The sequence below is a fragment of the Paenibacillus lautus NBRC 15380 genome, assembly GCF_004000945.1.
GTDB lineage: Bacteria > Bacillota > Bacilli > Paenibacillales > Paenibacillaceae > Paenibacillus_AQ > Paenibacillus_AQ lautus.
Genome location: NZ_BIMF01000013.1, coordinates 128,656 through 141,554 on the forward strand (window position 1 = coordinate 128,656; position 12,899 = coordinate 141,554).

At 51.1% G+C, this 12,899-nt stretch carries 14 protein-coding genes; 11 read left to right on the forward strand and 3 right to left on the reverse strand.

Going from position 1 to position 12,899, the window contains the following annotated elements; genetic code table 11:
- Positions 1–98: 98 nt before the first annotated feature.
- Entirely contained in the window at positions 99–437 is a 339-nt protein-coding gene (ymzB, locus tag PLA01S_RS21200; protein ID WP_246059732.1) for a protein YmzB, read from the reverse strand.
- Between the two features lie 193 nt (positions 438–630).
- On the opposite strand from ymzB, the gene PLA01S_RS21205 reads away from it, so the two are divergent.
- Positions 631–1,539 carry a hypothetical protein gene (locus tag PLA01S_RS21205; RefSeq protein WP_127593917.1) on the forward strand — a complete coding sequence of 303 codons (909 nt, stop codon included), beginning with the start codon at positions 631–633 and terminating at the stop codon, positions 1,537–1,539.
- A complete protein-coding gene (locus PLA01S_RS21210; protein WP_127593918.1) occupies positions 1,536–2,096 on the forward strand; it encodes a hypothetical protein in 561 nt (186 codons plus the stop codon). Before PLA01S_RS21205 ends, PLA01S_RS21210 begins: the two co-directional genes overlap by 4 nt.
- A gap of 46 nt (positions 2,097–2,142) precedes the next feature.
- Here the strand turns inward: PLA01S_RS21210 and PLA01S_RS21215 are convergent, their stop codons facing one another.
- Positions 2,143–2,322, reverse strand: a complete 180-nt coding sequence (locus tag PLA01S_RS21215; protein ID WP_071219655.1) for a hypothetical protein — start codon at positions 2,320–2,322, stop codon at positions 2,143–2,145.
- Between the two features lie 122 nt (positions 2,323–2,444).
- Between PLA01S_RS21215 and PLA01S_RS21220 the strand changes: the two genes are divergently transcribed.
- The 7 genes from PLA01S_RS21220 (at position 2,445) to PLA01S_RS21250 (ending at position 10,017) form a co-directional block, all read left to right on the forward strand.
- Complete coding sequence (locus PLA01S_RS21220; RefSeq protein ID WP_100541457.1) at positions 2,445–3,239, forward strand: sulfite exporter TauE/SafE family protein; 795 nt, start codon at positions 2,445–2,447, stop codon at positions 3,237–3,239.
- A 49-nt stretch (positions 3,240–3,288) separates the two neighbouring features.
- Positions 3,289–4,194: an aldo/keto reductase gene (locus tag PLA01S_RS21225; RefSeq protein WP_127593919.1), complete on the forward strand. Its 906-nt coding sequence runs from the start codon at positions 3,289–3,291 to the stop codon at positions 4,192–4,194.
- Positions 4,195–4,501: 307 nt separating this feature from the next.
- Positions 4,502–5,371 (forward strand): ABC transporter ATP-binding protein, encoded by an 870-nt coding sequence (locus PLA01S_RS21230; RefSeq protein WP_127593920.1) that lies wholly within the window; start codon positions 4,502–4,504, stop codon positions 5,369–5,371.
- Complete coding sequence (locus PLA01S_RS21235) at positions 5,364–7,565, forward strand: ABC transporter permease (protein ID WP_127593921.1); 2,202 nt, start codon at positions 5,364–5,366, stop codon at positions 7,563–7,565. The genes PLA01S_RS21230 and PLA01S_RS21235 overlap by 8 nt, the downstream gene beginning before the upstream one ends.
- Positions 7,566–7,654: 89 nt before the next feature.
- Entirely contained in the window at positions 7,655–8,347 is a 693-nt protein-coding gene (locus PLA01S_RS21240) for an RNA polymerase sigma factor (RefSeq protein WP_100541461.1), read from the forward strand.
- Positions 8,325–9,167: a hypothetical protein gene (locus PLA01S_RS21245; RefSeq protein WP_127593922.1), complete on the forward strand. Its 843-nt coding sequence runs from the start codon at positions 8,325–8,327 to the stop codon at positions 9,165–9,167. Before PLA01S_RS21240 ends, PLA01S_RS21245 begins: the two co-directional genes overlap by 23 nt.
- The gene (locus PLA01S_RS21250; RefSeq protein ID WP_127593923.1) at positions 9,160–10,017 is read left to right on the forward strand and encodes an ATP-binding cassette domain-containing protein; all 858 of its coding nucleotides are present in this window, start codon (positions 9,160–9,162) and stop codon (positions 10,015–10,017) included. Before PLA01S_RS21245 ends, PLA01S_RS21250 begins: the two co-directional genes overlap by 8 nt.
- 75 nt (positions 10,018–10,092) lie before the next feature.
- Here PLA01S_RS21250 and PLA01S_RS21255 read toward each other — a convergent pair whose 3' ends face one another.
- Positions 10,093–10,350 (reverse strand): DUF3949 domain-containing protein, encoded by a 258-nt coding sequence (locus tag PLA01S_RS21255; RefSeq protein WP_127593924.1) that lies wholly within the window; start codon positions 10,348–10,350, stop codon positions 10,093–10,095.
- A 236-nt stretch (positions 10,351–10,586) separates the two neighbouring features.
- Here PLA01S_RS21255 and PLA01S_RS21260 point away from each other — a divergent pair, with 236 nt between their 5' ends.
- Together PLA01S_RS21260 and PLA01S_RS21265 are read left to right on the forward strand one after the other, a co-directional pair.
- On the forward strand, positions 10,587–11,414 hold the full coding sequence (locus PLA01S_RS21260; RefSeq protein WP_127593925.1) for an SDR family NAD(P)-dependent oxidoreductase: 828 nt from the start codon (positions 10,587–10,589) through the stop codon (positions 11,412–11,414).
- A 149-nt stretch (positions 11,415–11,563) separates the two neighbouring features.
- Positions 11,564–12,856 carry a homocysteine synthase gene (locus PLA01S_RS21265; RefSeq protein WP_127593926.1) on the forward strand — a complete coding sequence of 431 codons (1,293 nt, stop codon included), beginning with the start codon at positions 11,564–11,566 and terminating at the stop codon, positions 12,854–12,856.
- The last annotated feature ends 43 nt before the right edge of the window (positions 12,857–12,899 follow it).

The following is a 12,899-nucleotide window of genomic DNA, read 5'->3' on the forward strand; positions in this document are numbered from 1 at the left end:
TTATAACATCGATCCAACCTATAGCTGAATAATGCCAAAAAAGAACCGTCAGAGATGCAACAACTCTGGCGGTTCTTGCTGTTTCATCCCGGCTGCCCTCAGGTTGCCGTGATGGAATAGGTGCCCCGGTCCGTTGTGAGCACCACTTGACGGTCTTGGATGTCCGCAGCCGTTAACCCGTCCAGTCCAATGACAAAGGCATTGCTCGGCAGCGGCGCTTCATGGCCGGCTGTGATGACAACGCCGGGGCCGTGCAGCAGGAGCGCATGGCGGTCTCCGTAACCGTCGATGGACTGCTCTTGATGCTGCTGGTGTTCAAATCGTTCCAGCTGTATTTCAATCTGGTCCTGATCCTTCTCTTCTTGCTTGGATATGTGCAGAGTGTGATTGCTTTTGGATTGAAGCCAATGGGTGACCTCTTCGATCGATGGATTCATCATGAACACCTTCCTTGATTTTAGGGTGGCTTCACATAGTCTGTCCATGAAACCGCAACCTTATTTCAATTTCAAGGGGTTCCTTCGTCAGAAAGCATATGAAAAATTAACGCGGATCAAACCCTCTTCATCTATTTACGTGTTAAGATAGTTTCATAATATGGAACAATCGCATGATACATAAGGAGGGGCCATGAGCAAGAAATGGTATTATGTTCTCGCCATCCTGTTCGTAGCCTGCAGCTGGGTCGGGAATGTCTGGTATTATGAATCCAACCAACTGGGAAGAACCGTATTCCTTGAGCATCATGTGGAAACAAGGGAAGGGGGAGGCCATGTATTTGACTTGTATTATGTAGAGGACAAACGAGCAGACAAGACGCTAAGCTCCATCCGGATCGAAGGTTATCCCGGACAGATGATAACGCCATACCCCCAATATGCAGAGTATCAGAGGCAGGACCTGGGAAAAATAATGGTGAACTTAAATACACCTTCCGCCGAGGAAGAAGGGACAGGAGAGCAGCTGAAGGAGCCGGTTCTCGTTCGAGAGATTACTGCCCTATACTCCGATGGAACCTCGGAACGAGTGGATATCGGGGAGATTTACATATGGCCTGGCGTATATGATCAGGAAGATCGAGATCCGATATCGTGGACGTCCGGCGGATCCTCTTCCGATAACTTGGGCTACGAATCTGCCGTCGTGAAGCGGTCCCTTCAGTTAACGGCGTTCTCCTCGAAATGGATGGATATCGCAGAGGAAGGAGATCTCCGAATCCATGTCGACATTTCCAGACAAATACCGGGTACTAGTTACCGGTCTCAGCCTTCGGAAGCACACATCGAGTTAAGAGGTAAACCTATCGACGAGATTCAGCTTCCACTCCAGATTAATAAAGGGGATTCCATAAGAATCAGCCACCAATTTGATATGCCATCGCTTGAGAAGAGCATGAAGGTATATCAGCTGATATTGAGAACCTCCTTTATGGAGGAAGGCCGTCGCTATCGGTATGGAGATACGATGATTCCTTATCATCCAAGGCCGACGGATCAAGAAATGACGGAATTTGTTCGGGAAAGCAGGAGGAAACCATGAGAAGCGCATATTATCGCATCGTGTGGGGCCTGCTCTTTGTACTGGTCGATCTGAAGATCGAAGTTGTGGATGTATTGCCGGACATGCTGGGATACCTGCTGATGGCTTCGGGATTATGGCGGCTTCAGGCGTTGAACGGATATTTTAGGGCAGGGCATCTGTCAGCCTGGCTGCTGCTGATCTGGTCGGTTCTTTCATTATTCTGGTTTCCTGAGGTGGGGACAGGCGGCGTGCCTATGCAATCTGTGAAGGAGCTGATGGTTCAACTGCCTTCCATCTGCTTGCATATGGGATTGATGTTCGGAATCTGCCGAGGCATTCAAGCCAATTCCGCAGGTGCCGAATCCGGACTGGATCATAAGGCCCGCTTCCGGGGGCACTTGTTTATGGCCGCGCAGCTGCTATGGCTTATTGCCTACCCGTTCATACTAAATTTGGATTCGGGCGATATGATCCCTGTCATTTTTATATGCTCGCTCGCTGTGATGGCTGCCGAGATCGCGGTTCTGCTTCTCGTCAGGCTTGCCGGACGGGAATGGACAGAGGAAACGGAATAAAGTGCAAGACCTCAGTCCGTAATGGCTAACGGAGTTTAAACAAAGTTTAACTGTTATCTTTGCTGGGATGATAGACAATCGTAACGCCCAGCTGGTTATATATTTCTTCGGTGTAGTGGTGATCCGGGCAATGCTTGATCGTAGCCATGTCTTCCTGCCTGGAAATCAGCTTCTGCTCGCAATCAGGGCAACGGTCCTGGAAAAGGAATTTCAGCTTATTCAACATGCTCACCACACACCTCCTTAATTTCCGATACAAATACTTGGGTTTATTATAAATCAATAACGGGGTACATTCAATAGCAATGTGCGTGGTCACGATATTAAATTGAACGGAGATCGATCACCTTGATAGTGCAGCTTGTAGTCATGATCTTTATAGGTATCATCGGTTCTTTTTTCTCAGGATTGCTGGGAATTGGGGGGGCGATCATTAACTTTCCTTTGCTGCTATACGTTCCTTCCTGGTTTGGATTGGAGGCCTTTACCTCCAAGGAGGTGGCGTCTATCAGCATGCTGCAGGTATTTTTCGCCTCATTGTCAGGCATGATCACCAACCGGATGAGTTCGCGCGGCGGTGAGTCGTACTTTCACAAGCCATTGGTCATTCAGATGGGTATCAGCACCCTGGTTGGCAGTCTGATCGGGAGTTTGTCCTCCATGCTGATGACGAGCGGTACAATTAACGTAATTTACGGTTTTCTGGCGGTTATCGCCGTGTTATTGATGATTGTGCCGACCCGGGCAACCATGGAAAACAGGTCGGTTACCGAGGTGACTTATCATTCAGGGATTGCAATGGGAGCCGCTTTTATTGTCGGCGGCATAGCCGGGATTGTAGGCGCTGGCGGCGCATTTATCCTGATCCCCATCATGCTGACGATTCTTAAGATACCGACTCGGATAACCATCGCATCCTCACTCGCGATCGTCTTTCTGTCCGCGGTCGGGGGCGTCATCGGCAAAATCGCCTCGGGCGACATTCCGATCTGGCCGTCTTTGTTCGCAGTTGCCGGAAGCTTGATGGGTGCCCCCATCGGCGCCATCATCAGTCGCAAGCTGAACGTCCGACTGCTGCGGTATGCCTTGGCGATTCTCATTGCCGTTACGGCCGTGAAGATCTGGATCGATATTTTAGGGTAAGTAAAGAAGTAGAACCTTATTCATCATAGGGAAGAGGAGGAGATCAAGCATGAGAACCAATCCGCTAGGATCTTCGGAATTATATGTAAGCGAAATCGGGCTGGGCTGTATGTCACTGGGGACGGATGAGGGACAAGCCGTGAAGCTTATCCATGAAGCGCTGGACCGGGGCGTGAATTTTCTGGACACGGCGGATCTGTACGACGAAGGCCGTAACGAGGAACTGGTAGGCAAAGCGGTTCAAGGTCGGCGCAAGGATGTGATCATTGCCACCAAAGTCGGCAACCGTCGCGTACCCGGGCAGGATGGCTGGGTATGGGATCCTTCCAAGGACTACATCAAATCCGCCGTCAAGGATAGTCTTCGCAGACTGGGTACGGATTATATAGATCTCTATCAGCTTCATGGGGGGACGCTAGATGATCCGATTGACGAGACGATTGAAGCTTTTGAAGAGCTGAAGCGGGAAGGGTGGATTCGATACTACGGCATCTCGTCCATCCGGCCGAACGTCATCCGCGAGTATGTCGCGAAGTCCAATATCGTCAGCGTCATGAGCCAGTACAGCATCCTGGACCGGAGACCGGAGGAAGCAGTGCTCGATCAGCTTGCTGAGAACGGAATATCCGCCATTGCACGGGGTCCCGTTGCCCGCGGCATATTGTCGAAACGCGGACAAGCCAAAGCCGAGAAGGGCTATCTGGATTACAGCAAAAATGAGCTGCTTGATGTTCTCAAGGGGCTTGAAGAGGTTGGCCGTGGCGCAGATCTGTCCCATCTGGCCATTCGTTATGCTTTGGCCCATGCCGCTGTTGCCTGCACAATCCCTGGAGCAAGCTCGCTCGAACAGCTGCTGCATAACTTGGCGGCGGGAAATAAGGAAGAGTTATCGCCGCAGGACATCCAATCGATCCAGGCGATCAGTCGCGCCAACCAATATGAGGCTCACCGGTAATGATGGGTGCGATAAGCATGTGAATGATCCATCCCGTTAATCTTTTGGGACATGAAATGTTTATGTCCTGAAGGTTTAAGGATGAACCGCATCTCCGCATGTTATAATAACTGAATAAGAGCCTGACGTCAGGTGAACATAGAACATGCCCGCAATCCGCTTTAAGGATCACGGGCTTTTTTGTACCTTATAAATTAATTGGCGTCAAAAGATCGGGAATGCCAAACTTTTTGAGACGATGGTTCGTTCCAAGTAACGTAAACCGCGCGGCTTATGCCATAATCGTTAATGGTGAAAGGATTCTAGAATGATTACCATTGAGCATTTATCAAAAACCTATCACAAGGGCGCTTGGGCGCTCTTGGATGTTTCTCTACAATTGGATAAAGGCATGACAGGTCTGCTAGGACCCAATGGCGCCGGCAAAACAACGCTGATGCGCATTCTGGCGACCTTATTGACGCCGACCTCCGGCCAGGTGAGAGTGAACGGGATATCGATTGGACGGCCGGAGGAGATCCGGCAGATGATCGGGTATTTGCCGCAGCATTTTCACATTTACCCGCAGCTGACCGGCCGAGATTATCTGGATTATGTGGCAGCCATGAAAGGGATCACGGAACGGGGTGCCAGACAGAAGGAAGTCTCCAGGCTGCTCGAGATGGTTAATCTCCAGGGGAAGGCAGATAAAAAAGTGCGTACTTACTCCGGAGGAATGAAGCAGCGGCTGGGGATTGCCCAAGCGTTATTGGGATCGCCTGATATTTTGATCGTTGACGAACCGACATCCGGGCTGGATCCTCAGGAGCGTGTCCGGTTTCGTAATGTGTTAACCCGCTTTAGCATCGACCGGACGGTCCTGCTATCCACCCATATCGTTGCCGATATCGAGAGCAACTGCCGTCGTATCGCAGTCATGAACAAGGGGAGATTGGCCATGAACGGCAGTCTGGCTGAACTGCAGGCTTGCGGGAAGGGACAAGTATGGGAAGCGGTCATGAGTCCGGATGAATTTGCCTTGATTGATCCCATGTCCGTCGTGTCCACCCGTACCGTTCCGGAAGGCGTCCTGTGCAGGTTTATCGGCCAAGCGGCCCCGGTTGCAGGGGCGTTTCCCGCGGATCCAACCCTGGAGGATGGATATCTGAGCCTGCTGCGGAGGGATCGCCATGCATAAATGGTGGAGGCATAGTCTTCTAGAGCTTCGGCTTTTATTCGGCAATCCCTTGTTTGCCTCGCTTCCGATCCTGTATGCGATTCTGTTCATCATTATGATGCTGCAGGCGGCAAGCGGCAACGGACCGAACCATAATCTGTACACGGCGGCTTATTCATTCCACATGCTGGGTCATACGATGACCCTGGGTCCGGCTATGTTAATTGGCATCTTGTCCATTCGCCGGGATGTCCGCCGTCGATCCTTTGAATGGAATCACAGCTTGCCCGTATCTTTCTTTACCTTATTGTCGTCGAAATATGTGATCAGTTTGTTGTACTTTTCCCTGTTCACGTTGTCGACGTCGGTTATATTCTATATTCTGTCGGTTAGTCAGGGGATTGCCGGTGATGTTGCGATGATGCATACCATGCAATTTGCGGTGCAGTACGAAGTTTCCTATATGGTGACACTCGCGCTCGCCATGCTCCTCGGGGCAAGCATTCCGAATCGGATCGTATATTTGATCGGTTTCTGTGCATGGATGTTCGGAACGTTTTTCATGGAAATTTATATTATCAGCGAATTAAGATGGCTGCCGGCTCAAGTGTTTCACCTCAACCAATTCTTCCTTCAATCCAATCGCTTTGAATATGAGAATTGGGGGTACGGCCTGTTTAGCGAAGATTTAATGAGTTCCCGGTGGTTCGTGCTTGCCTTTACTTTCCTGTTGCTAATGGTGTGTTTGTTCTTGCTAAACCGCAAGCGCCCTACGATGCTCTTGAAAGCGGGATGGCTCGCGGTGCTGGGGGCTGCCGTATTGACGGCAGCTGCCGCCGTACCCTACGGCACGCTATGGGCGGAACGATATGCCCAAATTGATGCGAAGCTTGGAGACCCCACGGTTTCTTATATCGATGATCCGGAAGATGGTTCCTTCTATCATGTCTCTTCTTATGATATCAAGCTGAAGCGGCTGCCAAACGATGAACTTCGCGTGACGGCGAAGCTAACGATACCCGCCTCCGAATTATCAGGCACGAGGCAGCTTCCGTTAACCCTGAACCGGATGTTCAAGCTTGAGCGTGTCCAACTCCAGGGTGTTGATGCTGCCTATCGCAGACAGGGAGATTGGCTATCGGTAAGGATGAATGGCCATGCCAAGAACGGAGAGATTCAAGCCGAGCTGGAATATAGAGGCAAGGTCATGGATTTTATGGCCGGGTACTCCCGTGAGGAATTTTCGGTTTACAGCGTAGGACCCGAAGTTAAGATGGAAGGACATATCGCGTGGTATCCGCTTCCCGGTCATCAGCATGTATATTTAAAGAGTGATAACGGAGACCGTCCGCCGAAATATGTTTATCTGGGCTGGGAATTTGGCCGGATGCATTATTCTCTCGGGAAGATGAAGCTGGAGGTAGAAGGTTATCCGGTACCCTTGTATACGGGGATGCGGGAGCTGGAACGGAGGCCCGGCTACCAGCGGTTTGAGGATAGGGAGATCGAGCAGAATGTCTCCCTGTACGGAGGTCAGTTCTGGAAAGAAATCCACCAGAGTGATCTCCCGATTACCATCGTGACGACGCCATATATGGAGAAGGCATCCGTATTGATGCTGCGGGATATGAAAAAGAAGTATGACTATTTTTCCAAGTGGGTACCCGAGTTTAAGAGCAATGTCGACAAGATCTTATACTTGGGGGCAGGTTTTGACTATCCCCGGGTGGACCATCGTCTGATTCTGTCCTCGAACCAGTACACATACAACTACTCAAACTTGTCGGGCGAATGGATGAACTCGGTTCTGTTCGGCAACCAGGATGGGCTGAATTATTATTTTGAACATCCGGAACGAGACGTGCGCGGAAAGATCAGCAGCCTTTTCTGGTATGTGTATTACGTGGAAGAGAAGGGGCTTAGCGATAAACAACTGAGATCCGCTTACGGAAATCTCCGGTCGGTACAGCAACTGTTGTTCAAGAATGGGGACGGCGATGATCCTCAAAACAAAATAGGGATAAGTATGGCTCAGCAAGTCAGAAGCGCATTGGAAGAAGGCAGAGGAGATCAGGTTAAAGAGCTGCTGGTTCATTTTTACCAGCAAGGGCTGATGCTTCCCGACACCGAACGGAATGCGTACGTAAGCCCGGAGAGCCCGATTACGTACAAAGAGTGGCAGCAGAAATGGGATGCCATAATGAATGTCAAATAATGACGACTATGCACATGCACACGGTCAGTTATAATTGAGAAATAGATATAATGGGAAGATTAGAATGCACATAGAAAGGGGGGGAAGGCATGATTTCCGATCAGCAGCTGTCCGAACGCATGGCTGCCGGCGACCAGGAAGCGTTTGAAATGTTGGTGACGAGGTACCATGGTCCGCTGCTCAGTTATACGACCCAGAGGCTGGCCGATAGGCAAAAGGCCCAGGATATCGTTCAGGAAACGTTTATCCGGCTCATTCGGCATCTGAAGCAGCACGGCACGCTGGAACATGTTCGCTCCTGGCTTTATCGCGTGGCTCTGAATATGTGCAAGGATTATTGGAAAAGCGCATCTTACAGGTCCGAAGGTCTTGCGGGTGAGGAGATGCCGGATGCATACGACCCTGCGCCCGGCGCGGAGGAACTCGTGGAAAGGCAGGAAACCTCACTGGAAATTGCAGCATCGCTGGAGAACCTGCCCGATATACAACAGGAAGTCATATCTCTTCGATTCTTCCATGATTTGAAGCTGCAGGAAATCGCCGACCTGGTCGACCTCCCCTTAAGTACGGTGAAAACGCATTTATATAACGGCTTGAGAAAGCTGAAGAAAACATTGTCCATGGAGCATTCCGATTTGGTTCCCGTCCATTCGTCCCGAAGGACGCGGGAGAAGAGTCCTCAGGAACAGGTTCGGAACCGCTCCAAGTCGGAAGAGCCGGATTCGCAGTGCAAAGTAAAAGAAAGTGAGGTGTATCTCCATGGATCATCCATTCGATCATGAATTGAGAAGACTTGAAGACGAGCTTCGCGGCCCGCTTAGACGCGCTGCTCTTCCATCGCCGTCACCGGATGAGACGGCACAGCTCATTGCGTCTCTTCAGGGAGAGTTCAATCAGCTTAGGATTGAGCCCGAGTCCCCCAAGCTGGATTTTAATCCGCAGGTCGACCCACCCTCATTAAAACAGATTCTTCGGAGCCAGATCCGATTGAACCAAAGATCCATTCTGCTCACAGCAGGCGCTGTATTCTGCATGTTGGTTCTGCTGATCGATCCGGAGTATCCGCTGGATCAGTTTGCCGGATTGCCCGGCGGCATTTTTCCGTTGATTACCCCTTTGCTGCTGATTGTATCGATGCTGTTCAGCAGCCGAACCTGGGATAAAGGGATGCGGGCTGTGGAGACCCTGACCCCATACCCGCCTGCGCTGGTGTTGTATACCCGCCTGCTGCTTGTGACCGGCATCGTTGTCGGAATGGCCTTGCTGAGTACCCTCGCGCTCGGGCTGCGATCCATCCAGGCGGAAAGCTCCCGCTTTTTATTCGGCCCCTTTATTCTGGAGTGGATGGGCATTCTGCTGGTGACGGGAGGCGCTGCGATGTATATGCTGTTTCGCAAAGGCATGGTCGTCTCACTGATCTCGGCCGTCCTGGTCTACGGAATGTGGATTGTAATTCAGGGACAAATCGTGGATCACGGCGTTTCCATGAGCGGCAAAATGATGACGGACATGGCCCTGCTTGTTATCGGAGTGATTCTGCTCGTCTCTTCCTACGGACGCAGCTTGAAACTGAACGGAGCCTGGAGAATGGCGAATGATTAGGCTGGAAGGACTGGAACGCCAGGCGGGTACGTACCGGCTTGAAATCGACAAAGCGGAGATTCACTCCGGCCTGAACCTTATCGTCGGAGCGAACGGGGCCGGAAAAACCACGCTGATTGAGCTGCTGACCACGCTGCAGGCGCCCGACGCAGGCGAAATTCTGTACAGCGGGCGCAGGGCAGGAGATCATTTACCGCTGATCCGCAGTCAAATCGGTTATGTCCCGGCAGATATCGAGCTGTATGGAGATATGAAGGTCGGCAAGCTGCTGACCTATATGGCCGAATTAAAGGGTGTCTATAACCCGGAGGCCATTGACAGGCTGATGACGGACTTTCGACTGGAGCCTTTCCGCAAGAGCAAGGTCAAGAATTTATCACAAGGGGTGCAGCGGCGCATTGCCGTCGTGCAGGCGCTGCTGGCTTCACCTTCTTTTCTATTCCTCGATGAGCCTTTAAACGGCATGGACGCCGAGGAACGCAAATTCCTGATCACGTACCTGACCAAATACGCCAGGGGCCGAATGGTGATCGTGGCCGCCCACGAGCTGAACGAATGGGAAGAAGCGGCAGATACCGTGATATGGATACACCGCGGTCGCATCCGGTATATCGGTTCACCGACCCAGTGGAAACTGAATGTAGCCTCCAGCGTCTGGGAAGGCGAGATCGATCTGGAAGCCTTCGAGCGGATACCGCAGGAGCTCCTGATTCATTTTCAAATGACGGACCATCACATGAGAGTAAGGCTGATGGGGAAAAAGCAGCCGGGCCCCGAATTTGTGGAGAAGGCGCCTACGCTGGAGGATACCTTTTTCCTACATATGAACGCCTTAGCCAGACGCGGCTGAGTATAGCTTGGATCATGAAAAATCATCGCCTTCATTCGGGCGATGATTTTTGCGTTTTCATCCGTTGGAAGCCGCCTACTTGGTCGTTTTTCCGCTCTTATGCCTCCAATTATATATCCACGAAGCAACCATGGTGGAAGGCCAAAACCATCCTTGCGTATTGTAATGGAGCTGTTCTTCTTGAAACGACATGTTGTTGTAATACGTTTCCTGATCGACCCCCTGCCTCCGGGGATCTTTCTTTAACGCTGCAATATACCGGTACTGTACGGGGATCATGATCAGGAATACGGCGACCAGAACGCTCGCAATAATCCACATCGCAGAACTCATACGTACACGCTCCTTTGGTTTATCGTATATGGAAAGCCATATTGATATACACTACGTGTTTAACCTCGGTATGGATTCAACTATTTACAATAATGAACGCCCGTCATGCTGACTTTATCAAAAAAGCCAATCATCCGTTTCAGAACAGGGTAAGGAAGAGTAGGCATGGTGCGCGTATACGCTGAACAGCGGCGCAATCGTGTATGAATGGATGATGGAGAAGGGAGCGAGATATAATGGGAACCGTAAGTAATCAAGGAACGGAGAAGGTGGCGCTGGTAACGGGCGCTGGCGCCGGAATCGGGAGAGGGATTGCCAAGGTTTTGGCTGAAAAAGGATATCGGCTGGCGATGACCTACAATTCGAGCAAGGATGGAATATTGGACATAGCAGAGGATATTCGCCATATCTATGGCAAGACGCCTCTTATTATTCAAAGCGATTTGACCGTTCGCAGTGAAGCGGAGAATACGATACGAAAGACGATAGAGGAATTTGGCCGGATCGATCTGTTGGTGAACAATGCGGGGATCGGCCTATATGACGAGCTCACGGAGCTTGAAGAGGACGCGCTGGACATGACGGTTCATCTCGATTTTCGAGCGCCGATGCTGCTTAGCAAATATGCCGTCCGGGAGATGATCGCCCAGGGAATACCGGGAAATATCATTTTCATCACGTCCTCTCGAGGAGAGAGGGCTTATCCCAAGGACAGCATATACGGCGGTATGAAGGCAGCGCTTATACGTGCCGCACAATCGCTGGCGCTCGAGTGGGCGCCGCATGGCATCCGCGTAAACTGCGTCGCTCCGGGGGCGACCGTTCACAAGCCGGACCAATCGGCAGAGGACGAGCCGCTCGGCAGAAAAATTCCGCTGGGACGCTTAGGTACGCCTTCGGATATCGGGGAAGCGATTGCTTGGCTCTGCTCGGATGCGGCATCCTATATTACCGGCATTAACCTCCGCATTGACGGCGGTCTGATCCTGCCGGGCATGCCCGAGGATACATCCCCGGAAGCCGGTTATGGATGGGGTAAAGTTTATAAAGAGGAGAAGGAATAAAGCTGTTTTCAGACTGCACCACTATAAAATAATATATTCCGATGAAATTAGTTGGTTATCACTCTTTTCAAACAAAGGAAAGTATGAGAGAATGGGAGAAATTATGATACCATAATACTTTCCATATGAAGAAAAGGGAGGAAACACCCATGTCAGAAGAACGCCAATTTTCGATTGAAACCTTAGCGGTTCACGCCGGTCAGGAGCTTGATCCGACCACATTATCCCGTGCTGTCCCTCTGTATCAGACGACTTCCTACGGGTTTAAAGACAGTGAGCATGCGGCGAATCTGTTTGCGCTCAAAGAATTCGGTAACATCTACACGCGTATTATGAACCCGACCACGGATGTGTTTGAGAAGCGGATTGCAGCGCTCGAAGGCGGTGCCGGTGCACTGGCGACATCTTCCGGGCAGGCAGCCATCACCTTCTCCATTCTCAACATCGCGGGCGCAGGTGATGAAATTGTTTCTTCCTCTAGCTTGTATGGCGGCACTTATAATTTATTTTCCAATACGCTTGCGAAGCTGGGCATTAAGGTGCATTTCGTGGATTCCACGGACCCGGAAAATTTCCGCAAAGCGATCAATGACAAGACGAAGGCAGTGTTTGCCGAAACGATTGGCAATCCGCAGGGCAATGTGCTGGATGTGGAAGCGGTTGCGGCCATCGCGCACGAGAATGGCATTCCGCTTATCGTAGATAACACCTTCCCAAGTCCGTACTTGCTGCGTCCGATTGAATATGGGGCAGATATCGTCGTTCATTCTGCGACCAAATTCATCGGCGGTCACGGGACCTCCATCGGCGGGGTCATTGTGGATAGCGGTAAATTCGATTGGACGGCAAACGACAAGTTCCCGGGATTAACCCAGCCGGATCCAAGCTATCATGGCGTTGTATATACGGAGGCAGTAGGTCCGATCGCATACATTATCAAAGCGCGCGTGCAACTGCTGCGGGATATTGGCGCGTCCCTGTCCCCATTCAATTCCTGGCTGCTGCTGCAAGGGCTGGAAACGCTGCATCTTCGCGTTGAGCGCCATAGCGAGAATGCGATGAAGGTTGCCAAGTATTTGGAGAGTCACGAGGCTGTGGAATGGGTGAGCTATGCGGGGCTGCCGAGTCACCCTTCGCATGAGCTGGCGAAGAAGTACCTGCCCAAGGGCCAAGGCGCCATCCTGACCTTCGGTATCAAAGGCGGGGCAGCAGCAGGTCAGAAGGTGATCGAGAATGTGAAGCTGTTCTCCCACTTGGCCAACGTCGGCGATTCCAAGTCGCTTATCATTCATCCGGCGAGCACAACGCATCAGCAGTTGACGGAAGACGAGCAGCTTACGGCTGGCGTAAATCCGGAATTGCTGCGTTTGTCGATCGGGACCGAGTCTATCGATGATATCTTGTACGATCTGGGACAAGCTATTGAAGCCAGCCAGAAGTAAGGCAACCTTTATCATTTGAATTGGAATATCAAGGCACTTTCCT